Origin of the sequence: Sphingobacterium sp. SGG-5 (assembly GCF_011043525.1) — a bacterium.
Lineage (GTDB): Bacteria > Bacteroidota > Bacteroidia > Sphingobacteriales > Sphingobacteriaceae > Sphingobacterium.
Genome location: NZ_JAAKGO010000004.1, coordinates 19,345 through 44,177, shown reverse-complemented (window position 1 = coordinate 44,177; position 24,833 = coordinate 19,345). Strand labels below are relative to the sequence as shown.

The window sequence follows — 24,833 nt, the reverse complement described above, 5'->3', positions numbered from 1 at the left end:
GTTAGCACCCCTCGTAATGACGTGTTTTACACACCAATATGACGCATTAAATGATTAGAAACAAAGGGAACACCATCATGATACACGAAACAATTCTTATGACAAAAAAGATTTTTTATACGAGCCTGGTACTTTTATTATGTTTTAACCAATCTGCTTGCGCCAAGAAAGCCAGCTCCGATCCCGAACCACCCGCTCCCCCGAAGACTGGCGCTACATTATACGTCTCTCCTTCCGGCAACGACAGCAGCAAGGGAACCAAAGAAGCTCCATTTCGTACGATCGGTTTTGCATTAACCAAAGCTAACGCCGGCGACACCGTATGGGCAAGAGGAGGTACTTATCATGAAAAAATTCGTTTCCCCAAATCCGGTCGCTTGGATAAGTTTATAACCTTAAAAGCCTTTCCCGACGAAAATCCCATCATCGACGGTACTGGACTTGTCATATCCAATGAGGCGCTGGTCACCATCAGCCAGGTCAATTATATCCGCTTCGAAGGCTTCGAGGTCAGCAATTACAAAAGCTCTGTGCCCGGAATCGATGTCAACGGTATCGTCCTCAACAGCGGTTCCAGCAACATCCAAGTTGTCAATAATAAAGTACATCATATTGAAAGCAATGTCACTCCTGAAAACGGTCGAAGTGGACACGGTATCCTGGTATTGGGAAATACCGATGTACCTATGCGTAATATTTTGATCGAAGGAAATGAAATCCACGATTGTAATACGGGTTATAGTGAAAACCTGACCATCAATGGCTATGTCGATGGTTTTATTATCCGTGGGAACAAAGTCTATAACGGCGAAAATATCGGCATTGTGGCAGCTGGGGGCTATGCCGCCAATACGGTCCCGGCCTACAATTATGCACGTAACGGACTCATTACCGAGAATGAAGTCTTTGCGATTGACGGAACGACCGGGCCTATTCCTGCTTATGCAGAATTTAATGGCGCTATTGGTATTTACGTAGATGGGGCACAGCGTATTACAGTGGAAAGGAATAAGGTCTATAATAGCGGTCGTGGGATTGGCATCGTCAGTGAAACTGACGGCTTTCCGACCCAGGATTGCATTGTGCGTAATAATCTGGTGTATAACAATGCGCTGACAGGAATTTACCTCGGTGGCTATGTCAATTATACCGGAGCAGGCACACGAAACTGTTACGTGGTCAACAACACTTTATACCAAAACAACCTTACGAATGGCTATTTCGGAGAAATCGAGGGCGAAATCCGGCTCACGGAAAATTGTATCGATAATGTCATTCAGAACAATATCATCTATGCCAGAGCCAATAGCGTCTTTGTCCATAAGTATCCGGATACCGGAGGATCGGGGAACCGTATCGACAACAACCTGTACTATAGCGATGGTACCGCCCAATGGATATGGGAGGACAATACATTTTCGGATTTTGATGACTGGAAAGCAGGCATGGATGGTGACGCTTCGTCTACCAACGGCTTAGACCCATTGTTCATGAATAAAGCGAACTATAATTTACATATAGAGGCTTCTTCGCCTGCAAAAAACACCGGCGCGGTCATCTCAGCTGATATCAATGGTACAGTAGACAAAGACGGGAATCCGCGCATCATAAGTGATAAAATAGATAAAGGGGCTTATCAACTGCAATAATCCAAAATTTTATGTAAATTTCCCTTATAAAAGAACGCTCAATGGTTGGAATAATTACGATTATCTTGTTTATTGTACTGGTACTTGTGCGGACGTTCATGCTACGGAAACAAGGTATCGAAGCCATGGAATTTGGTAAGAAAGACAAAAAGGACTTCCTTATTTTGCCCTTTGCCCTCTTTTATTTTTACCTCATTGTAGCCCACACTTTTCATTTACCGACGATTAAAGGTCAAGAGCTTTTTCAGATCGAAGGGCTCTTCTGGTGGTTAGGTGCATTAGCCTGTCTAACCGCATTCCTCTTTTTCCTGTGGACCATGATATCATTTCAAAAAAGTTTTCGCGTTGGCTTGATTGAGAACACCGACCAAGGATTAATTACAACGGGTGCTTTTGCCGTCAGCCGAAATCCTATTTATGTATCTTTTGCAATTATGCTTATTGGACAGTTTTTGATGTATCCAAGTTGGATACTACTGCTATATGTTTTCATTGCTACTTCAAGATTTCATCAACAGGTATTAAAGGAGGAAAAATTTCTGGTACAACAATACGGTGAAGAATTTAATGCGTACTGTAAGAAAGTGAGGCGATATTTTTGAGGTTAAATTTATCCTAATAAGAAAATAAAATCTTCCAAAAAGTATCAAAAATCAACTTTTCAAATTCGCTTAGGTCGTTTAGAAAAGTCGCCTAAGCGACTTTCAAAACTCGGTTAGGCGCTTTTTTATTTGGGTTAACCCGTTTAAAAATCGGGTTAACCCATTTTTAGCCTTTTTTAGGGCAAAAAAAAGCCGATGCCCAAAGGACACCGGCTAATTCAACTGTTGCTAAAGAAATTATTGATCGTTTTTCTTAAAAGTTAACAACGTCAATGCATCCTTTATCCGCTTGCCTGGACTGAAAAGAAGACGTTTGCGCTGGATATTGTAAGCAGACACTTCTTCTTCCGTATCGCTGCCTTTACTGTTGTATCCTAAGCGGAAAGACCCCATATTACCCAATCGGACGATATAGCCCAGAGCGATGTATCGAGTTATTTCACGGATCAAGCTCTGTAATACGGCATAGACATCAGATTCGTTAATGGATGAAGCGTAGGAAATATCCGACGCCAAATCTTCTAATAATACTTCACCAGTGTGCACAGGACGTGCATAAAACTTTTTAGGTCCTTCCGGATCCATTGGGTTTGCGATTTCAATCACATTGAATTTCATTGCCATGATTTTTAAATTTTAAATGTTTCAAAATGTATTTATTACTCCGTGTCAAGAGCGGTACCTTTCCCTTGACATGACAAACATAGATATGAATTTTAAATGCTCTGTCGGAATTGGCGGCTTTGGCGAATTTGTCGCTTTTGTCGGAAAATTAGCAATGATAAGAAAATTATTTACACTCAAGAGAAATAAAAATCCGACAGAAATCCCTTGTAGGAGGAGAATACAAGCATGAAACTGGAAAGGAGAAAAGAATAAAGAGCGTGCAGAAATAAAAAACCGTGACGGTTTTGGTTTACTACCGTCACGGTAAGATAAGATGTCTGGGTGTTGTTACTGACTACCCGGAGTCAGTTTTGGACAAAGTTACAACTCCATAAACCGTGTAATTTCCGCTACCGGTACCCCCATATATTCTGAGGCATGACGAACGGTAACAAGCTGTCGCTTTTCTAATCCAAACATATCACGGATCTTATTCAATAGACGTTGACACGAACGTTCACTCTGCCCTGTCATGCGTTGCAGATCCGTAGTATAAACAACCAATCGTGGTATATTTACCATAATTAGCGTCAAATATAATAATTTTTACTAAAAGACCAATTGATTAACGAAATTTATTTACATAATTAAACTTAAACAACAGGCAGTCTGCATTCCATACGTTGTATAGCACAAATTACAGCAAATCAAAGATATCTCCCACCCCTAAAATCTTGCGGGAGGTAAAACCTTCCGCAAACTGAACCTGTATATTCCGTCCAAGTTCGCGTGCGCGTGCGCGGGTGGATTCCATAAAACCGGGATTGGAAATATAGGTCTGCGGTCCATCGTCGTCGTTCGACGCATTAAACTGCGTAGTGTAAGCCAATATTGCGCGTTCTTTAACATCCCAAAAGGGAGTAATATCCATTATAATATCCGGCTGTATATATTTATCCTGAATAAGTTGCAGTTGCAGCCTCGGCCGAAAGGCCTCTTGCTCTGCCCCACTTTCGTCGTAGGTAACAATACGCCGCAAACCGGATAAGAAAACCGAATCATATACCAGCTTGCTGGCACGGCCGTGGTCGGGATGCCTATCGTCCAACGCATTGGTAATGATGATTTCCGGTCTGTATTTACGGATCGCTTGGATAACAATCCGTTGGGTGTCTTCATCGTTACGGAAGAAGCCGTCTTTAAGTCCCAGGTTTTCGCGTGCCGCTATTCCGAGGATCTCCGAAGCAGCCTGAGCTTCTGCAGCCCGCGTATCTGCGGTACCTCGTGTTCCCAATTCGCCACGCGTCAGGTCGACGACCGCGACCTTTTTACCTTCAGCTACATATTTTGCAATTGTACCTCCCGCACCCAGCTCCGAATCGTCGGGGTGCACCGTCATTACCAATAAATCAAATTGTATATCAGACATGTTTAACTTTAAAATAAAACCTATTGATACGGTTTGTTGATCGGTCGGATGACCTCATATTCCCGTATAATATTTTCGATCATAAAATCTTCCTGCGGATCGTATGTCGACTTCAGGTTATGGCCAAAGAGACGGGCAACACCTTGGTAAACGAAAGCCGTTATACCACCTTTCATATCTTTCACCAGATCGTAACTCGTATGGCCGGTCTGTCGCTCAATGAGCTTAATCAATATTTTGCCCTGCGATACCGAAAGGTTTTTCACCTCGGTATTGATCTTTTCCTTGATCTCGGCCTCACAGGCCTTGACCAACCGGCGCTCTTCCCGCCGAGACGAAGCCAGTGCGAGTTCCCTGTGCAGCTGATCGTAACGCTTCTGTGCATATATCGCATACGGCAACACACGCAATACATTTCTTTTCAGCCGAAAGTACTGCAGCCGCTCGTCTTTACTCTTCCATTCCCGTACCGCCCGGACGACAACTTCTTCAATCAGAAACCAAGGCACAATCTCCCCATCGTCCAATGTGGTCGTCGGGTAGAAAGCCACCACATCCGGTTCGCCCGCGCCGTAATGCGGCATCGTCAGCGGTGGATGTATAGCCCCCTCCTGCCCCCATCCATTCACGGAAAACAGCACCATCATCAGCAACCCCATTATCGATTTTCCACTACACATCACATTTTTTAACTTATGCCTGCTTCTGAAAAGAATTTATTTTGTGTATATTTATCTTATAAAGATAGACAAAGATCTATCATATATTCATCTAACTAGTAAAGTTAAAGAAATTTTACAAAAAAACGAAATTTAGATCGGGTTCTTATGGGAGACTATGTGATTGATATAGAGGCAGAAAGCAAGGAAATACGAAAAAGATACCGGGCATTGTTGCGGGCGTGTAAACCGACGTTGCAGCGGGGTGACAAACAGGAAATCAGGAAAGCTTTTGACCTTGCATTGGAGAGCCATAAGGATATGCGGCGGAAATCGGGCGAACCTTATATCTATCATCCGATTGCAGTAGCACAGATTGCTGCGGAAGAGATCGGTTTGGGAACAACGTCTATTGTCTGTGCGCTATTGCATGATGTGGTGGAAGATACCCAGATTACACTGGAAGAAATTGAAGCCCGCTTTGGAAAGAAAGTAACGAAGATCATCGACGGCCTGACAAAAATATCGGGTGTCTTCGACCCCAATAGTTCGCTACAGGCGGAGAATTTTCGGAAAATGTTGCTGACATTGGCGGATGACGTACGTGTAATCCTCATTAAACTAGCCGACCGCCTGCACAATATGCGGACTATGGAGTTTATGGCCCGCCATAAGCAACTTAAAATTGCGTCCGAAACGAGTTACCTCTATGCGCCGCTGGCGCACCGCTTGGGATTGTATGCGATAAAATCGGAGCTGGAGGATCTCTCCATGAAATACACAGATCCGGACACGTACAAATTCATTGCCAAGAAGCTGAACGAAAAGAAGACGGAACGGGAAAAATTCGTGGCTGATTTTATTGCGCCCGTACAGGAGATTTTGGAGGAACAGGGTATCAAAGCGTCAATTTTCGGCAGACCGAAGTCTATCCATTCGATATGGAACAAGATGCGCAAGAAGTCCATTCCGTTTGAAGAGGTCTACGACCTGTTTGCGATCCGTATCGTCATCGATACAGTGGACGAGAAAGAGAAAACGGAGTGCTGGAAGGTATATTCTATCGTAACAGACCTATACCGTCCAAATCCGGACCGTCTACGCGACTGGATATCTACGCCGAAAGCAAATGGTTACGAGTCCTTACATACGACGGTGATGGGTCCGAGGGGACAATGGGTGGAAGTGCAGATCCGGACCAAACGTATGAACGAAATTGCGGAAAAAGGGTTTGCAGCACATTGGAAGTACAAGGAATCGAATTCAGACAACGGGCTGGATCAGTGGATACAGAAAGTGCGGGACATCCTGGGCAATCCGGAGCAGAATGCGCTTGATTTTCTGGATGACTTCAAAATGAATCTCTTCTCGGATGAGATATTCATCTTCACGCCGAAAGGAACGCTTATACAGCTGCCGAACGGGGCGACAGCATTGGATTTTGCCTTTGAAATACACTCGGATATTGGGGCGACATGTATTGGCGCGAAGGTGAACCATAAGCTTGTACCGCTTAGCCATCCTTTACAGAATGGTGATCAGGTGGAGATCATTACATCGAACAAGCAGACGCCGAAGGAAGACTGGCTGAGTTTTGTCGTGACGGCAAAAGCTAAGTCGAAGATCCGCTCCTCACTGAAGGAGGAAAAACGCCGCGTGGCGGAAGAAGGGAAAGAAATCCTCGAACGTAAGCTGAAGTCACTGAAAATCACGTACAATACGGATAATATCAATAAGATCGCAAACTACTTTAAATATCCCAGTTCGCAGGAGCTCTTTTTTAATGTCGCCAAGGGTGTAATCGACATGAAGAATTTACGGGAGTATGCAGCGAGTGAGAAAGTACCGGAAAATACCAACAACAACTTTTCATCGCATGTGACGGGGCTGGTGGAAAAGCTGAACAAAAAGGATAGCGACACGATCTTGATCGGCGATGATCTTCAAAAGATCGATTACACGCTTGCACCTTGTTGTAATCCTATACCCGGTGATGATATTTTTGGTTTTCTTACGGTCAATGACGGTATAAAAATCCACCGCACCTCCTGTCCAAATGCGTCGAAACTGATGGCCAACTATGGTTACCGTATATTAAAAGCAAAATGGGCTTCGTCGCAACCGGAAACGTCATTCTTGACGGGTATACGGATTATCGGTATTGACGATGTGGGTTTGATCAACAAACTGACGACGGTCATTTCGCAGGAGTTTAAAGTGAATATCCGTTCGCTGGCGATATTCAGCAACGAGGGTATCTTCGAAGGCAATATTATGGTGCATGTGAATAATATCAAGCAACTGGAGAATCTGATCAATCACTTGAAGGTTGTACCGGGTATCACCAGTGTATCACGGTATGAGTCGGAGAATTAAGTTCCCTTAGGCCGGGAGGGCCCTTCTTTTTGCTTGACCAAAAAGAAGCAAAAAGTCAAGGCTTGGATACTGTTACGCTAAAAATAGTTCAAAGTCCGGAATGTATTTGAGCCGTTCCGCTTCGCTGCACTTCTTAAATCCATTCTTATCGGACTTCTTCTATTTTTTACGCTACAGTATCCTAGGCCGCTTTTCTTTAGACGGGTTAGTATTGAGGTTAAATAGTTACACGGTTATGGAAGTTATGAGATTCCAGAAGTTATAGGATGATAAGGATGTGAGACATGAGATTTGAGAGAAGACAAGCAGAACCCGCACAAATTCCTAAAATGTCGCCTTGTCCAGATGCGATTTGTAGGAGAAAGCATTAGCTTAGTAGCATCTGGGCACAGCGACGAGGCTTGGGCACTTGGCCGATACCAAGTGCCATGCCCGTCTGGCATAGAGGACAACCCCGTCCGGCATAGAGGACAAAAAATATGACTACGAAATAACAATAGAAATTGGTAAGTTTGCTGTAAGCAAAAGGATAACATGAATCAAGCTGAAAATTACGAAACGGTCAAAAAGATCTTCGAAGCATACTTAGAAAACAAAAATCTAAGGAAAACGCCGGAGCGCTATGCTATTCTGGAAGAGATTTATTCGAGAAATGATCACTTTGATGTGGAGTCACTCTATATCCACATGAAAAACAAAAAATACCGGGTAAGCCGTGCCACGGTCTATAATACGTTAGAGCTACTGGTATCGTGTGACTTAGTGACGAAGCATCAGTTTGGCCGGAATATGGCTCAATTCGAAAAATCGTATGGGTATAAGCAACACGACCATGTGATCTGTATTGAATGCAACAAAGTCGTCGAGTTTTGCGACCCCCGCATTCACCAGATACAGACGATGATCGGTGACCTCTTGAAATTTGACATCAAGCACCATTCCCTTAATCTATATGGAATCTGCCAACATTGCCAGATACAAAAATCCAGTGAAGAAAAAGCAAAATTGAAAAAAGAAGTAATTTCAAATTAATTCCCATTACAATATTTTAAATACTAAATTTGTTCGGAAAATAGCCGCATCTATTTTCCGAACATTTATTTTTTAATCATTTTCAACAACAAACAAAAAGCTATGCAAGTAGATGTGCTACTGGGCCTACAATGGGGCGATGAGGGTAAAGGAAAGATCGTCGATGTACTCTGTCCTCAATACGATTTGATCGCACGCTTCCAGGGAGGTCCGAATGCCGGACATACCTTAGAATTTGACAACAAGAAATTTGTTTTAAATACAATTCCATCGGGAATTTTCAACCCGAAAACCTTAAACCTTATCGGGAATGGTGTCGTCATTGACCCCATCATCATCAAACGGGAGCTCGACAACCTGAGGGCTGCGGGGTTTGATCCGGTGGGTGCAGGGAAACTGGTATTAGCACGTAAAGCACACCTGATATTGCCGACGCATCAGTTGTTAGACGCCGCTTCCGAATCGAAAATGGGATCGAGCAAGATCGGATCGACCCTAAAAGGTATCGGCCCGACGTATATGGATAAGACAGGACGTAACGGCTTGCGTGTAGGTGATACAACCCTACCGGATTTTAAGGAGCGTTATGAAAAACTGAAAGAGAAACACCTCAACATACTGGCACATTATGGAGAAATTCCGGACTTTAAGGAACGGGAAGAAGCTTTCCTTGCGGCCATAGAGTTTATTAAAACCATTCCGCATGTGGATTCGGAACATCTGGTCAATCAGTACCTAAAAGACGGCAAGAAAGTTTTGGCAGAAGGTGCACAGGGTACATTGCTGGATATTGATTTTGGTTCATATCCTTTTGTGACGTCTTCTAATACGACAACAGCAGGTGCGTGTACCGGTCTGGGTATTGCACCGAATAAAATCGGAAAAGTATTCGGAATTTTTAAAGCCTATTGTACCCGTGTGGGCGGAGGACCGTTCCCGACCGAACTGGAGGATGAAACCGGCGAAAAGCTACGTCAATTGGGCCACGAATTTGGCGCAACAACAGGACGGGCACGTCGTACCGGATGGATCGACCTTCCTGCCTTGAAATATGCGATCATGTTGAATGGTGTGACGGAATTGATCATGATGAAGGCGGACGTACTCGATACGTTTGACAAGATATATGCATGTACGCATTATAAATACGACGGTGAGGTGATCGACTATATGCCGTACGATATCAATACTATCAAACCGGAGCCAATCCTCGAGGAACTGGAAGGTTGGAAGCAAGATCTGACCGGTATTCGTAACCCCGAAGAGGTGCCGACTGCGTTAAAAAACTATATTGCTTACTTAGAAAAGATATTGGAAGTACCTATCCGGTTTTTATCTGTAGGACCGGATCGTACCCAAACGATTGAGTTGCATGCATAAAAATGCGGCTACGGCCCTATTGGAAGTTGAACGATCGGTATTTGAGCAACGGGCATTGACCTGGGCACAGCAGTTTGAACAAGTCTGCTTTCTTCATTCCAACGGCTATGCCGATGAATATGGTTCGATAGATACGCTGTTAGCCGTTGGCGCCGCAGCAATTTTTACCCATACGGGGCCGCATACATTTGACAAGCTTAACGACTTTAAAGCCCGACATCCACAACGCTGGATGTTTGGCTTTTTTAGTTACGATCTTAAAAATGAAATCGAGGAGTTATCCACCTCCTTCCCCAACATACTGGAGTTCCCCGACGCCCATTTCTTTGTTCCCCAAATCGTCATCCGGATTGCAAAAGAGACCGTAAACATCCATACATCGGATACTTTAGATGCGCATGCGGTGTTTGCTCAGATCATGCGTACGGACACTACTCCTTCCGCGACGGTATCACCGCTGCAAATTCAGAAGAGAATGTCCAAAGCGGACTATATGTATGCCTTTGAACAGTTAAAAAATCATATCCAACGGGGCGATATTTATGAAGTCAACCTTTGTCAGGAGTTTTATGCCGAAGATGCCGTGATTGAACCGGTATCCACGTATCTGGCGCTGAATAAAATATCGCCTACCCCATTTTCGACATTCTTTAAGCATGGCGACCAATACATCCTATCGGCATCGCCAGAACGTTTTTTAGCGAAACGGGGCGAAACGCTAATATCACAACCGATCAAAGGGACGGCACCGCGCGGTCGCTCGCAGGCGGAAGACGAAGCGATACGAGAGGCCCTGCGCACAAATCCCAAGGAAGTCGCCGAGAATGTGATGATCGTCGACCTAGTGCGTAACGACATGACACGCAGTGCGAAACCCGGAACGGTCGCCGCGGAGCGTAAGCTGGAGGTGAAAAGCTATCGGCAGGTACATCAGCTGGTATCGACGATCACGTGCACCAAAAGTCCCGAAATTGGTGATATCGAAGCCCTCAAAAATATATTTCCGCCGGGATCGATGACAGGTGCCCCGAAAATAAGTGCGATGGCATTATGTGACCAGTATGAACATAGCCGTCGGGGTATTTATGCAGGTGCCGTGGGTTATTTCGCACCGGATGGTGACTTCGACTTTAACGTGGTGATACGGACGATCTTATACAACCGGGCAAAAGCTTATCTCTCCTTTCATACTGGCGGAGCGATCACCATTGACGCCCAAGTCGAAAAAGAGTACGAAGAATGCCTGTTGAAAGCCAGTGCTATCTTAAAGACGCTCGGCACCACGTTACCTTAGTAAGGTCACCCCCGTATACTTTCTGTTATCTTTTGAATATTCAAACTATTCGCCATTGCACTGAAGATACGGTAATATGTCCCTTTCTTTTGATATAACGTATCGTGTGTACCATCCTCCACTACCCTGCCCTTTTCCATGACTATAATATGTGACGCATCGATAATCTGAGAGATGGAATGAGACACAATCACAACAGTACGCCCAACTTTTATCGCATCCAGACTTTTCTTGATCTGTTCCGTCGCGATAGCGTCTAAGTTGGCCGTTGGTTCATCCAAAAAGATAATCGGCGGATTTTTCAGAAACATCCGTGCAATGGCAATCCGCTGCTGCTGTCCGCCGGATAATAAATGGGCTTCAGAATCGTAGCCATTGGGCAATTCCGTAATCTGTTCGTGGATAAATGCCTTTTTAGCCGAGTCGATAATCTCCTCTTCGGTGGCCTCCACCCGTCCATATCGGATATTTTCGCGGATAGAACCTTTGAAAATATGATTTCTTTGCAGCACAAGACCGACGTTACGTCGCAAAAAATCCGTATCGTATTCCCGGAGATCTATCCCATCCAGCAAGATCTGACCCGAAGAAGGATGGTAGAATTTGTCCAGAAGATTGATAATCGTACTCTTTCCTGCCCCACTCAATCCGACCAGGGCCGTAATCTGGTTGGGCTTAACCGTCATCGAAATCCGATGCAACGCTTTTACGCCGTTAGGGTATTCAAAGTCGACATCTTGCATGCGTATCTCTCCCCGAAGCGTAGTCGGAATATATCCGCCACTTTGCTCATGAGCATCGTCGGCTTCCAGAATATCGAAAAAGCTCTCGGAGTAGATAAGGGCGTCATTGACTTCGTCATAAATCCGGTGCAGCTGCCGGATCGGTGCCGAGACGTTATTAAATAACATGATGTGAAACATGATAGCACCTAATGTCATCTGATCGTTCAGTACAAAGTATGCGGTGAGAATAATCACAATGACCACACCAATCTGTTCGATGAAACTTTTGATACTATAGAAGATAAAACCAGTCTTCCGGGTCTGCATCTGGTTTTCGGTCATGTCATACTGGATACTCCGATGCCGCTCGGCCTCAATATCCTCCCGTACGAAAGATTTAATCACCATGATGGAATCGATCAGATTGATAATCTGGTTGCTTTTATTCTCCCGATAGCTCCGCATGCGTCTGCGGAAGCCGGACAATTTCGTAGCCTGTAACTGAGAAACATAAAAATAAACCGGGACAATAAACAGACCAACGAGCCCGACATAAAAATTGGCCAGAAACATACATATCAAGGCGACAATGGCATTGGCAAACAAAGGTAAAATGTCGATAAAGAAATTCTGCACCAGACGTGTCAGCGAACTGATGCTAGCATCGATCCGGGTCTGTAGCTTGCCGGACTCATTCTCCGCAGAGGTATAGAAAGCCATACGGTAAGTCAGTATCCTGTCGACGATCGCCTGAGAAAAATCCCGGGCAATCATAATCCGTAACTTTTCGCCGTAAAACTTCTGGCCGAATTGTATACAGGCATAAACCACCTCTTTCGCCAATAAGATAGCCGAAATAAAACCAAGGATATAGAGGCCGCGTACCAAAGGGGTACCTTCAACAAGGAGGTCGCTGATGGTATCTACAGTATATTTTAAAATATAGGCATTGACCTGCACGGCCAGGGATCCGATCACAGTAAGGATCAGCGTATAAAAAATCAGGTTTTTATACGGCTTCGTGAAAGGTAATATTTTTACAAATAGTTGTGAAAGAGTCACTTACTTACATATAATAGCTTCAATCCCCATGGATTCGAACATTTCCCGAAAAGAAGAAGGGATATCGTCGCTAATCACCACATCAATCTTGGAAAAATCCACAATCTTCCCGAAACTTTTACGCCCAAACTTGCTCGAATCGGCCAGTATAATCACCTGTTGTGCGACGTCAATCATCTTCTGATTCAACATCGCTTCCTGCGCACTGGTGGTGGAAATACCAAAATCCAGATCGATACCGTCTACACCTAAAAACAACTTCGAGCAGAAAAAGTTGCCTAATATCGTATTGGCGTAAGGTCCTGTAACCGAAGTAGAAGATCGACGCACAGACCCTCCCAATTGGATCACCTCCACATTCGGGTGCTTCACCAACTCCATTGTAACATTCAATGCTGAAGTAACAACTGTTAGATCACCCAGCGGACTCATTTCCCGAGCCAGAAACTGCGTCGTAGTGCCCGATCCGATAATGATCGAATCGTTGGGAACAATCAACTTCGAGGCCGCGCGGGCGATGAGCTGCTTTTCCTCTTCGTGTATCTTTTCCTTTTCGAATACGGGGCGATCGGTCTGATATGGATTTTGACTAGTAGCTCCTCCATGTGTCCGATAGACTAAACCCGAGTCTTCCAAAAACTGTAAATCTTTTCGGATTGTTACAGAAGAAACTTCCAATTCTTCACACAAATCCAAGACGGATACATGCCCGTTTTTCTTGATTTGCTTGATAATATACTGGTGCCGCTCGACATTATTCATATCCCGAATGTAAAAAACTTATTCAACATAGTAACTATTTTTTTCAGTTAGTTTCGTTTTTCTTCGATTTTATCTATATTTACCATGTAAATAAAACAAAAACATATAAAACAAAATGAAACCAAACAGAAATGAAGCTCTTAGTGCTATAGAAAAAAGTTGGGATATTGCTATTATCGGAGGGGGGGCAACCGGGGTCGGTATTGCGGCAGATGCAGCGTCAAGGGGATATAAAACCCTTTTGTTGGAAAAGTATGATTTCGCAAAAGGAACCTCCAGCAAAAGCACAAAGCTCGTACATGGCGGCGTTCGTTACTTGGCCAACGGCGATGTCAAACTGGTCTATTCTGCGTTGCGGGAGAGAGGGTTGATTTTCAAGAATGCACCGCATGTTTCTTTTGTTCAGAGTTTTGTTATCCCCTCTTACAGCCTATTTGGTAAGCTGAAATTTCTTATCGGGCTAAAGGTGTACGACTGGATGGCGGGCAAACTCCGTATCGGAAAATCAACGCTTCTCAGTAAAAAGGAAGTAGTAGAAAAACTTCCGAAGGTAAAAACCAAAGATCTTATCGGCGGAGTACAGTATTATGATGGTCAATTTGACGATGCACGGTTGGCGATCAATTTAGCACAAACGGCAATGGAACATGGCGCGACCGTATTAAACTATGCGGAAGTAGTCCGGATCGAAAAAGACGCCAACCAAAAAGTCAACGGACTAACATTCGTGGATCGGGAAACGGGAGTAAGTTATACTGTCAGCGCAAAAGCGGTTATCAATGCCACAGGTATTTTTGTAGATGATATTCTGAAGCTCGACACACCGTCCCATCGGAATCTGGTACGCCCCAGCCAAGGTACGCACCTGGTGGTAGATAAGAAATTCTTGGGCAATGAGGACGCCCTCATGATTCCCGAGACAAGCGATGGCCGTGTTTTGTTTGGTGTTCCATGGCATGGAAAAGTATTGCTCGGCACCACGGATACGCCACTCAATGCGCATGAAATCGAACCGAAACCATTGGATCAAGAGATTGATTTTATCTTAAAGACAGCAGATCAATATCTGGAAAATGCACCGACTAAGAAAGATATCTTAAGCATCTTTGCAGGATTGCGACCTTTAGCCGCTCCTACCGAAGGCGACGCCAACAGCACCAAGGAAATCTCACGGGATCATAAATTGATAAGCAGTGCTTCAAATCTGATCACCATTACGGGAGGGAAATGGACGACCTACCGTAAAATGGCGGAAGAGACGGTTGATATGGCCATCAAAATCGGCCATCTTCCTGTTAAGGAGTGCCGCACCACGGATCTACCTATACATGGTTTCACAAAAGAAAAACATACCGGACATTGGCAGGTATACGGCAGTGATGTTCAAGAGATTATGCAACTAACAGAAAGTAATCCTGAACTTAAGGAAAAGCTCCACGATAGGTATGATTTCATCGCTGCTGAGGTGGTATGGGCATGTCAGCAAGAGATGGCTTTACGGGTAGAAGACTTCCTGGCACGACGCATACGATTCATTTTGTTAGATGCGCAGGCTTCTTTAGAGGCCGCCCCTAAAGTGGCACGTATCATGGCGCAATGTCTCGGAAAATCGGATGAATGGATAGAAAACGAAATCAATAGTTACAAACAATTAGTTCGTAATTATGTAATATAATACATAACGATTATAAACCAAAAGCATGATAAAGGAATACATATTAGCATTAGATCAGGGCACGACCAGCTCCCGGGCGATACTGTTTGATCAGCGAGGGGAAGCTGTCAATATTGCACAGAAAGAATTTAAACAGATTTATCCCCAGTCGGGATGGGTGGAACATGACGCAGAGGAAATCTGGTCGACACAACTGGCGGTGATGACGGAAGTAGTGGCTAAAGCGAAGGTAAAACTTGATTCGATAAAAGCGATCGGCATAACCAATCAACGCGAGACGACGGTTGTGTGGAACCGAAAAACAGGTAAACCGATCTGTAACGCGATCGTTTGGCAGGATAGACGGACGGCGGATTATTGCCAGTCAATCAGCTCGCAGGGACATGATAGGATTATTCAAGAAAAAACTGGGTTGTTGATCGATGCTTACTTTTCGGCTTCGAAAATCAACTGGATGCTCAAACACGTGAAGGGTGCCCGCGCTTTAGCGGAGAAGGGGGAACTGGCGTTTGGAACAGTAGATTCCTGGTTGGTGTACAACCTGACGAACGGTGAAAAACATATTACAGATGTTACGAACGCCTCGCGGACCTTGCTCTTCAATATAACAACACTGGATTGGGACGACGAATTGCTTGACATATTTGAAATACCACGGTCTATGTTGCCGACAGTGTGTAGCAGCTCGGAGGTCTATGGCGAAACCAGCCAAGAACTGATCAGCCATCGTATCCCCATCGCGGGCATCGCGGGGGACCAACAATCGGCCTTATTTGGGCAACTGTGTACCGCAAAAGGAATGGTTAAAAACACGTACGGCACAGGTTGCTTCCTGTTGATGAACATCGGCAACAAGCCTATTGTGTCAAAGAATAAGCTGGTGACAACCGTTGCTTGGAAAATTGGGAAGGAAGTGAATTACGCCCTCGAAGGAAGTATATTCATTGGTGGTGCCGTAGTACAATGGCTTCGGGATGAACTGGGAATCATCAAACGGTCGGGTGATATCGAAAAACTGGCCACCAGCGTAGAAGATACCAACGGGGTATATCTTGTGCCTGCTTTTTCGGGATTGGGTGCACCGCACTGGAACCCGCAAGCCCGGGGCACGATCGTGGGCTTATCGCGTGGTGCAAATGATGCGCATATCGCCCGGGCTTCGCTCGAAAGCATTGCTTACCAGACGTACGACATCCTGAAAGCTATGGAAAGTGATGCCAACACAAAGATTAAGGAGTTGCGTGTTGACGGTGGTGCGACGCAGAATAATTTCCTCATGCAATTTCAAGCAGATATCGTCAAATCGCAAGTGATCAGACCTTACATCACCGAAACGACAGCTATGGGGGCTGCATTCTTGGCGGGATTGGCAGTCGGCTTCTGGAAGGACATCAAAGAATTGCAGGCGCTGTGGAAGGAGGATAAAGTCTTTATACCGAGTAAAAATCGAGACTTTAGCCCTCAACTGAAAGAATGGAAACGAGCCACGGAGACCGCTAAATTCTGGGCTGATTATGAGAATAATGAGCAGTATTAATAGACAATTCGTAATTCATAATTCGTAATTCATAATTCGTAATTCATAATTCGTAATTCATATGACTCCTTTTGTCGCAGAAATTTTAGGCACTGGCTCGATGATCCTTTTAGGAGGTGGCGTAGTCGCCAATGTCGTTCTTGAAGGAACCAAGGGTAATAACTCAGGGTGGATGGTTATCACCACGGCCTGGGCATTTGCTGTATTTGTGGGGGTGACCATAGCAGGGCCCTATAGTGGAGCGCATCTCAATTGTGCTGTTACACTCGCAAACCTCGTGTTGGAGAAAATAGATATGTCAACCGCTTTGGTGTACATGGCGGGACAGTTCATCGGCGCCATGGGGGGTGCCTTTTTGGTATGGCTCATGTACAAAGACCATTTTGACCGGACCGACGATCCGGGAACCAAACAAGCTGTCTTTTGTACCGCACCGGCTATCAAAAACCTCCCTATAAATTTGGTTTCTGAAATTGTAGGCACCTTTGTCCTGATTTTCACTATCCTGCATTTTACCGGAGCTTCATTACCGGATTCGTCACCCATCGGCCTAGGGTCTATCGGGGCACTTCCTGTCGCACTTTTAGTCTGGGTCATCGGTCTATCTTTAGGAGGAACAACCGGCTATGCGATTAATCCCGCGCGAGATTTAGGTCCGCGGATTATGCACACTTTGCTGCCAATTAAGAATAAGGCTGATTTTAATGCGTCTTATGCGTGGGTTCCCGTGGTAGGGCCGTTGATAGGCGCTGTCGTTGCTTCTTTACTTTATTTGATTATATATTAGAAAGTTAACACAACCTTAACCTTAGAACACAATACTATGGTTAATTTCATTGCGTGAAAACAATTCGTAAAATGAGATCACACTTGACGGATAATATACTGATAAAGAGAATGAAAGAGGGAGATACGCTATCTTTCGAAGTTCTTTTCGAGCGTTATGCTGAACGTCTACATGATTTTGCTTTAAAATATGTCCAACATCCCCAGGTAGCTGAAGAATTGATGATGGATGTCATGCTATGGTTATGGGAACATCGAGCACAAGCCGACGATATAGAGAAAGTGGCGCCATACCTATCTAAGGCAATCAAAAACAAAGTCTTTGATCATTTGCGCAAAGCCGTAATAAAGACAGTCCCTTTGGAATCTCTTCCTGAAAATGGTAGTTATATCAAGGACAACAGCCACGCTGGAACAACCGTCGAGATAGCGGAGTTAGAAGAACAATACCACAAAACACTTCATTCTCTTCCCACTCAATGCAAGAAAGTATTTGAATTGAGCCGTATACAAGAACTTACCCACGCTGAAATATCCTCTCACCTAAATATATCAAAAAAAACGGTAGAAGGGCATATTACCAATGCGTTAAAAATGATGCGTAGGAGCCTACCTCCGACGACATAAGCTACCAATTTCGTTTTGCAAAATACCACACAATTTTATCCTTCCCTATTCATCAGGAAAAGCGCACAAAATATTACTACTGATACACAATAACTTACACCCATTTTTAGATTTTTGTGAAAATAAAGCAAGGGTAACAGCCAATTATTACGCCATAGTATATAGAAGTAACCATATAAATATCTATTGCAAAACCTCACATTTCGCTCTAATGAAAAAAAAAGCCCAACTTATTAACATGAAAGCCACATTTTTTAGAATCTTATGCCTTATGGCAATTGTATTACTATGGAATGCTTGCAGCAAGGATTCCCCGGTAGGTAACAATTCAGATCTCGGCCCAGATCCCGATCCATACCCAGAAGCACCCAACACGATTATTGCGCTGTACAACCTTCGCAGCCTGTATACGGGTGAAGATGTGACCTTGACAAAGGAAAACATGTCGGGTACACACCAATTGGCTGTAGTCGTAACTTCGGACCACTCCGCCGGTAACCTACCAGACGGATGGTTGGTCGCACAAGACAGAAGACATCAGAATATGCTCCGTGGGATTACAATTCCATTGGAAGCTGGGGAAGCAGCAAAGTATGTGCCGGGAGATTCACTGGTAATCGACGTCGAGGGTGGTATTCTTACCCGAATAAATAACCATCTGCAATTAACTAACATTCAGCCTGAGAATATTGTAAAAATTGCATCCAGAAGACATATTTCTGAGAATCGATTGAGTATTGAAGCCATCGCGGCCGACCCGAATACTTACGAGAGTACGTTCATCACAACGGAAACAGCATTAGGGTTCACACCCGCAGCAGTACGTGGGGATAATTTGTCTGGCAACAAAGCACTTGTGAGCGGTACTGCACAGCTAACGCTTTCCACTCGTATGGATTCTCCGCTTGCAGATCTTGCAGCACCGCTTACGGCCCGCTTCTCTGGAATTATCTCCAACACTACAAACGGTCCGGTGTTATATCTACGTGCAGAGACAGATATGGCTGTTGTTACTGATTTCCCTCCTCTAAATCCTCATCCAGATGCTGCTGCATTTGTCATATCGGGCTGGATGGCAAACCCTTCTGGAAATGACACGGAAGAGATCAATGGAGAGCGCCTAAGCCATGAATATATACAGTTTTTAGCTTTGCGAGACATTGATTTCTCTCAGGAAAACTTTGCAGTTATCACCTGCAATAATGCCGGTCAGACAAACGGAACTCCGCCTGCGGAGGGTTGGGTAACAGGAGGTAGTCGTACATATAAATTTAATCTAACTTCAGGCAGTGTTGCTAAAGGCCAGTATTTTTACCTAAATGGGAATAGCAGGAAGGTTAACGGTAGCACAAGTATCAACACTATCCCTGAAGAGAAGTCGATTGTAACACACGATTATTTTAGCCAGTCAGGGTACGATGGTGTTGGAAATGCTACAGGGGGGTTATTAGCCAATTCAGGATTGACATTTGGTGTGGCAGCATTCAAAGGCACAGACGTAAACCATGACACGGAACCAATGGATGTAGTATTCTTAAGAAATCCTGATAAGACCTATACTTTATTCGGTCAAGTGAACGGCGCGGATAGAGGTTTCAGAGTGACCAATACAGACTATTATGTCGTCACAGATGTTATTAAATTCATCAACCAGTACAACAGTGTTGATGATGCGAATTATATTAATGTTTCCTCGGTAGGAGGTGCGGGATCTTCTGTATCAAATACCGGTGACAATAATTTCCTAGAATTCCGTGGCGAATACGATATTTATACCGCAACATGGAAAGAGGCGCGCTCACGTAACCTTATTTCATTGTCCACAACTTCGACAATTACTGACATCGAAACAGCAAACTCGACAAAAATGACACCTGCACCTTAACATAGGCACGGGTGTCGTTCTTTTTACGTCTTAATAAATAAGAATCGACTATAATGAGCGAACCACGGATCGACAAAGAATTGATTAAAAAATATTTAGCCGGTAATGCCGATAAATCGGAAAAAGATCTTGTCGAGTATTTCATTCAGCAAAAAGGAGCTATAGACATGTTTGAAAAAGTGTGGGAAGAGCAGTATCAAGACATGAACATACAACCATCTGATAAGATATCTGATCCTGTACGTATGGAAAAATGGAAAGCTGTCATTCGTGAAAAAATAGACCAGAAACCGGGCACACGACCTGTCGGGAAACTGCGCTTTTTTACCTTTGGGCAAGTTGCCATATGGGCTATACTTCTCTTGGGTAGTGTATTATGGGGCGTTTCCAAGTTTATGGACAAACCCAACCCAAGCAAGGTGGAAACCGAATGGACAACATATACTACATCTAACGGAAAAAGGGCAATTATACGACTTTCGGACAGTACCGTCATCTATCTCGGGGCGGAAAGTAGCTTGACGTATCCGACACGATTTGCAGCGCATGAGCGTAAGGTAAGACTCGAAGGCGAAGCTTTTTTTGAGGTTGCGAGAGATACAAACAGACCTTTTTTGGTAATTAGCGAAGATGTAGTCACACAAGTACTCGGTACATCATTTAAAGTGGAGTCTTTTAACGGGAGCCCTACCCTGGTATCCGTTAGCTCGGGAAAGGTACGGGTATCACAACGATTGGAAAATCAAGAACTGCGCCTGCTGGCTGACCTAACAAAGGGACAACAAGTGGCATGGGATAGGCAAAAGGATATTGCCAACACAAGTATATCCACCCCAATATCTGCCGATACCTTCATGAGTGGAAAGCTCATTTTTGAAGACCGACCATTAGCCGAAATAGTCGAAGCGTTAAAACGAAACTACAATCTGGAGATCAAGATACAACGTCCTTCATTAGCAAAAAGGCCTATTCGCATCATCTTAGAAAAAAATCTAACACGTCGACAAATAATGGATGTAATAGCCGCTGCGGGTGGATTTAAGTATGCGTTGGACAAAAATAATGGTAATATAACGATTTTTTAACTGCAAAACAGATATGGACTATAACAATGAGAACACATTAGAAAAAGAAGGACATTTCCTGAAACAGGCAATCTCTTTCAAAAAAAATCAAATCTCACAATCAGTAACCGGAGGAGCTCTGGTGACAGGGGATTTCTATGTCAACAAAGTATTCGACATTAACACATTTCCTATTTTGGAAAATTAAGGACAGAATTATGAATTTACAACCTTTTAATATGATCCAAAAATTACGTATTTATCATCTTAACATGACACGAGTGGTGGTGTTATTGGTATTAACCGTATTTCATTCCAATGTTTCAGCAGGACAGGTTTTAGATAAAAAAATCAACCTAAGTTTTGAACAATCTAGTGTACGGGAAAGTCTTCTGCAATTGGAGAGATTGAGCAACATACCTTTTACCTACGCAGCGGACGTAGTTAATACACAGGCTAAACGTGTAACATTGTCTCACCGTGAAGTGAGTGTCAAAGATGCGTTAAAGCAAATCTTGGAAGGTACTAATCTACAGTACCGTATGGTCTCTGGTTATGTAGTCATCGAAAGACAGCCTCAACCCGTGTCCATAAAAGGAACGGTAAGGGATGGTTCTGGAAACCCCGTTCGAGGAGCTACGGTTTCTGTAAAAAGCAGACCTTCGGTAAGAACGTCTACTAACGATGCCGGTAGTTATACACTTCAGGCGCAACCGAACGACATGTTAACATTCTCGTCTATCGGTTTCCAGACCATGGATATTGCTATCGACGGCAGAACTACGGTAGATGTGGTGATGCGTGAGGTTACAGCTGAGGTGGAGGAAGTCATCGTGACAGCGTTGGGTTTAGAACGCCAGACGAGATCTCTTGGTTATGCCGCCACGGAGGTTAAAGGAGAGCAAATTGCTGAAACCATGCCAAACAATTGGTCTGAAGCGTTATCAGGTCGTGTAGCCGGTGTCAACTTGGTGAGGTCGGGAGCAGGTCCGGCAGGATCCAATAAGATTATCTTGCGTGGCGAAAATAATCTGACAATGGATAATGAAGCACTGATCGTCATCGACGGTGTGGTCATTAACAACAGTAGCGGTATACAAGTAGGGTCTGGACACGGTGCTTATCTGGGAGGCGACTCACCATCCGACTTTGGAACAGGTATCAGCGATATCAACCCCGAAGACATAGAGACGTTGACTGTCCTGAAGGGAGCAAATGCGACCGCACTATACGGTCAAAGGGGGGCTAACGGAGCTATTGTCATTACCACCAAATCTGGGCGTGCCCGGAAAGGGATCGGCGTGACATTCAATTCCAATACCGCCATCGAACAGATCAACAGATGGCCTGATTATCAGTATGAGTACGGACAAGGTGTCGAAGGACAGCGTTTCTATTCGTTTCTGGCAGGTAATGGTCTTCCGAGTACCCGGAGTACCAGTTCTGCCTGGGGGCCAAAATTTGATGGTCAATATTTCTATCAATACGATCCTGTAACGCAGACGAGAGCGACCGAACCGACGTTGTGGCAAGCCTATCCCGATGCACGTAAAGAGTTTTACAACACAGGTATAACAGCTACAAACTCCATCAGCCTTGATGGTGGAAACGACAAAACCAGAATGCGGTTTTCGTTCACCGATCTACGCAATTCCTGGATCATCCCGAATACCGGTTACAAACGGAAAAATGTGTCTCTTACTGCAGGGCATAATGTCACCGAAAAGCTAAAAATTAATGCACGGATTAATTTCAGGCAAAATGGCAGTGACAATTTACCTTCAACTGGATACAACAACCAATCTTTGATGTATTGGAATAGCTTTTGGTTGCCGAATGCTCCGTTAAGCTGGCTCAAAAATTATTGGCTTAAAGGACAGGAAGATATTGCGCAGAGTTATCCTTTCAGTAGCTATCCCGACAATCCTTATTTAATTGTCTATGAAATGCTCAATAAAAACAAACGGAACGGGTTGACAGGAAATATCGAAGCAAGCTACAAATTCTCAGACAACTGGGATGTCATGGCTCGTACCACACTGGATATTAATGCCGAACGCCGCAGTCAACAACGCCCTTGGGATACGGAAAAATTCCGAAAAGGAATGTACCGCACCCAACAGATCAACAACTCGGAGACAACTTCAGAAATCATGGTCAACTACAAGAAGACCATTAACAATGATGTCAAGTTCCGAGTCACCGTAGGCGGAAGTACTTTGCGCAACGAGGCCAGCCAAGAGCGGAATTACGCCGATTCTCTTGCCTATCCCGGTATTTACAACCTCGGTAATGCAGCAGGAATCATTGTTACCAATCCCTACAGATCCGAATTGGTATTGAATAGTTTATATACTATGGGTGGTGTATCGTATAAAGATTATCTATACGCCGACTATTCTTATCGTATGGATTGGAATAGCGCTTTGGCTTCGCCTTTCAGCAAGGGTAAACCGTTTTCCTATGCTTCGCTCAATTTGAGCTTTATACTATCGGATGCCGTTACATTACCCACATACTTCTCCCTTGCAAAAGTACGTGCTTCTGTCGCCGGTGTCGGTAGTGGGGGAATGAGGCCTTATCTAACATCTCTCAACTATACTGTGGAGCCGACTTTTCCGGGTGGCAGGGCCAATCCGACATTGGTCCCCAATCTTATGCTTAAACCCTTAAATACCGCAAGTTATGAAATTGGTGCCGACCTGAACTTGTTTAGAAACAGATGGTCTTTGAATGCGACATACTACCATGCGAACACCACCAATCAGCATCTACAGGCTGTCGTTGACCGATCTTCAGGTGCAAGCCAGGTGCTGGTAAATGCAGGGAATATACAAAACAGTGGTTTTGAATTCGAGTCCCAAATAACACCTATCCGAAAAGCTGATGGTTTGGAATGGAATATTAACGCGACATTCAGTACGAATAAAAACAAAGTGGTAGAACTGACAGATGAAATGTCGGAAATGACGCTGCAAAACGGTCCGGGAAGCCGCGGTGCAGTCATTGCCAAAGTCGGTGGCCGCATGGATGCCTTATATGGGCGAGGTTATCTACGGGCTCCCGATGGACAGATTGTCTACAACGCAGGACTTCCGGTTCTGACGGATGAGATGATGTATATCGGGCAAACTAACCCCAAATGGCGTGCGGGCATCAACAACGAATTCCGATATAAGCAATTCCGTATAGGCTTCTTGTTTGATGCGCAATTTGGTGCTGTGGGTTATTCACTTACATCATCTGTATTGGCAGAACACGGAAAACTTAAGAATACATTGCCTGGTCGCTACAACGGCATTATTGGAAATGGTGTCATAGACAACGGAGACGGTACATACAGACCAAATGATGTCATCGCAACGAATGTCTGGGATTATTATTATGCGCACATGGGTCGTGATAATGTCGAAGGAACCTCCTACTCTACCGATTTTCTTAAATTGAGAGAATTAAGGTTTGACTATCAATTGAAACCGGAGTTTTTGTCGCAACTTGGTCTGCAACGTGCCACAATCGGAGTCTTTGGCCGTAATCTTTACACTTGGTCAAGCTGGCCAATATTTGATCCTGAATTCGGAACATTAGGCAACGGGGATATCACCCGCGGTTTTGAGTTAGGACAGTTTCCTGCAACACGCACCATAGGATTCAATTTAACAGTAGGTTTATAAACGACAGCA

General features: G+C 44.3%; 20 protein-coding genes. 14 read left to right on the top strand and 6 right to left on the bottom strand.

All coding sequences use genetic code 11. The features are described from left to right. The first annotated feature begins 77 nt into the window (after window positions 1-77). Window positions 78-1,649 (top strand): right-handed parallel beta-helix repeat-containing protein, encoded by a 1,572-nt coding sequence (locus tag G5B30_RS06685; protein ID WP_165319206.1) that lies wholly within the window; start codon window positions 78-80, stop codon window positions 1,647-1,649. A gap of 41 nt (window positions 1,650-1,690) precedes the next feature. Continuing rightward, window positions 1,691-2,251, top strand: coding sequence for a methyltransferase family protein (locus G5B30_RS06680; protein WP_165319205.1), 561 nt, complete (start codon window positions 1,691-1,693; stop codon window positions 2,249-2,251). A 237-nt stretch (window positions 2,252-2,488) separates the two neighbouring features. On the opposite strand, the gene G5B30_RS06675 is transcribed toward G5B30_RS06680, so the two are convergent. The 4 genes from G5B30_RS06675 to G5B30_RS06660 form a co-directional block, all read right to left on the bottom strand. Next, on the bottom strand, window positions 2,489-2,875 hold the full coding sequence (locus tag G5B30_RS06675) for an HU family DNA-binding protein (RefSeq protein WP_165319204.1): 387 nt from the start codon (window positions 2,873-2,875) through the stop codon (window positions 2,489-2,491). 363 nt (window positions 2,876-3,238) lie between these two features. Then, on the bottom strand, window positions 3,239-3,439 hold the full coding sequence (locus G5B30_RS06670; RefSeq protein ID WP_165319203.1) for a hypothetical protein: 201 nt from the start codon (window positions 3,437-3,439) through the stop codon (window positions 3,239-3,241). 115 nt (window positions 3,440-3,554) lie between these two features. Further along, complete coding sequence (gene bshB1, locus G5B30_RS06665; RefSeq protein WP_165319558.1) at window positions 3,555-4,277, bottom strand: bacillithiol biosynthesis deacetylase BshB1; 723 nt, start codon at window positions 4,275-4,277, stop codon at window positions 3,555-3,557. A 29-nt stretch (window positions 4,278-4,306) separates the two neighbouring features. Further along, window positions 4,307-4,966, bottom strand: coding sequence for a DUF4294 domain-containing protein (locus tag G5B30_RS06660; RefSeq protein ID WP_240903127.1), 660 nt, complete (start codon window positions 4,964-4,966; stop codon window positions 4,307-4,309). Between the two features lie 147 nt (window positions 4,967-5,113). On the opposite strand from G5B30_RS06660, the gene G5B30_RS06655 reads away from it, so the two are divergent. The 4 genes from G5B30_RS06655 to G5B30_RS06640 all read left to right on the top strand — a co-directional run bounded on the left by G5B30_RS06655 (window position 5,114) and on the right by G5B30_RS06640 (window position 11,027). Next, entirely contained in the window at window positions 5,114-7,321 is a 2,208-nt protein-coding gene (locus tag G5B30_RS06655; protein ID WP_165319202.1) for a RelA/SpoT family protein, read from the top strand. A 534-nt stretch (window positions 7,322-7,855) separates the two neighbouring features. Beyond that, window positions 7,856-8,353 carry a Fur family transcriptional regulator gene (locus tag G5B30_RS06650; protein ID WP_165319201.1) on the top strand — a complete coding sequence of 166 codons (498 nt, stop codon included), beginning with the start codon at window positions 7,856-7,858 and terminating at the stop codon, window positions 8,351-8,353. 102 nt (window positions 8,354-8,455) lie between these two features. Further along, a complete protein-coding gene (locus G5B30_RS06645) occupies window positions 8,456-9,733 on the top strand; it encodes an adenylosuccinate synthase (protein WP_165319200.1) in 1,278 nt (425 codons plus the stop codon). Continuing rightward, window positions 9,726-11,027, top strand: a complete 1,302-nt coding sequence (locus G5B30_RS06640; protein ID WP_165319199.1) for an anthranilate synthase component I family protein — start codon at window positions 9,726-9,728, stop codon at window positions 11,025-11,027. Before G5B30_RS06645 ends, G5B30_RS06640 begins: the two co-directional genes overlap by 8 nt. Before the next feature lie 5 nt (window positions 11,028-11,032). On the opposite strand, the gene G5B30_RS06635 is transcribed toward G5B30_RS06640, so the two are convergent. Further along, entirely contained in the window at window positions 11,033-12,814 is a 1,782-nt protein-coding gene (locus tag G5B30_RS06635) for an ABC transporter ATP-binding protein (protein ID WP_165319198.1), read from the bottom strand. Further along, window positions 12,815-13,576 carry a transcriptional repressor AgaR gene (agaR, locus tag G5B30_RS06630; RefSeq protein WP_165319197.1) on the bottom strand — a complete coding sequence of 254 codons (762 nt, stop codon included), beginning with the start codon at window positions 13,574-13,576 and terminating at the stop codon, window positions 12,815-12,817. A 115-nt stretch (window positions 13,577-13,691) separates the two neighbouring features. Here agaR and G5B30_RS06625 point away from each other — a divergent pair, with 115 nt between their 5' ends. The 8 genes from G5B30_RS06625 to G5B30_RS06590 all read left to right on the top strand — a co-directional run bounded on the left by G5B30_RS06625 (window position 13,692) and on the right by G5B30_RS06590 (window position 24,824). Next, window positions 13,692-15,251 (top strand): glycerol-3-phosphate dehydrogenase/oxidase, encoded by a 1,560-nt coding sequence (locus G5B30_RS06625; protein ID WP_165319196.1) that lies wholly within the window; start codon window positions 13,692-13,694, stop codon window positions 15,249-15,251. A 25-nt stretch (window positions 15,252-15,276) separates the two neighbouring features. Further along, the gene (gene glpK, locus G5B30_RS06620) at window positions 15,277-16,788 is read left to right on the top strand and encodes a glycerol kinase GlpK (RefSeq protein ID WP_165319195.1); all 1,512 of its coding nucleotides are present in this window, start codon (window positions 15,277-15,279) and stop codon (window positions 16,786-16,788) included. A 61-nt stretch (window positions 16,789-16,849) separates the two neighbouring features. Beyond that, the gene (locus tag G5B30_RS06615; RefSeq protein WP_165319194.1) at window positions 16,850-17,575 is read left to right on the top strand and encodes an MIP/aquaporin family protein; all 726 of its coding nucleotides are present in this window, start codon (window positions 16,850-16,852) and stop codon (window positions 17,573-17,575) included. 71 nt (window positions 17,576-17,646) lie between these two features. Continuing rightward, window positions 17,647-18,201, top strand: a complete 555-nt coding sequence (locus G5B30_RS06610; protein ID WP_165319193.1) for an RNA polymerase sigma-70 factor — start codon at window positions 17,647-17,649, stop codon at window positions 18,199-18,201. Window positions 18,202-18,472: 271 nt separating this feature from the next. After that, a complete protein-coding gene (locus G5B30_RS06605) occupies window positions 18,473-20,086 on the top strand; it encodes a DUF5689 domain-containing protein (protein WP_165319192.1) in 1,614 nt (537 codons plus the stop codon). A gap of 53 nt (window positions 20,087-20,139) precedes the next feature. Then, window positions 20,140-21,171, top strand: a complete 1,032-nt coding sequence (locus G5B30_RS06600; RefSeq protein WP_165319191.1) for a FecR family protein — start codon at window positions 20,140-20,142, stop codon at window positions 21,169-21,171. Between the two features lie 13 nt (window positions 21,172-21,184). Next, a complete protein-coding gene (locus G5B30_RS06595) occupies window positions 21,185-21,358 on the top strand; it encodes a hypothetical protein (protein WP_165319190.1) in 174 nt (57 codons plus the stop codon). Window positions 21,359-21,368: 10 nt separating this feature from the next. Beyond that, complete coding sequence (locus G5B30_RS06590) at window positions 21,369-24,824, top strand: SusC/RagA family TonB-linked outer membrane protein (protein WP_165319189.1); 3,456 nt, start codon at window positions 21,369-21,371, stop codon at window positions 24,822-24,824. Window positions 24,825-24,833 lie beyond the last annotated feature (9 nt).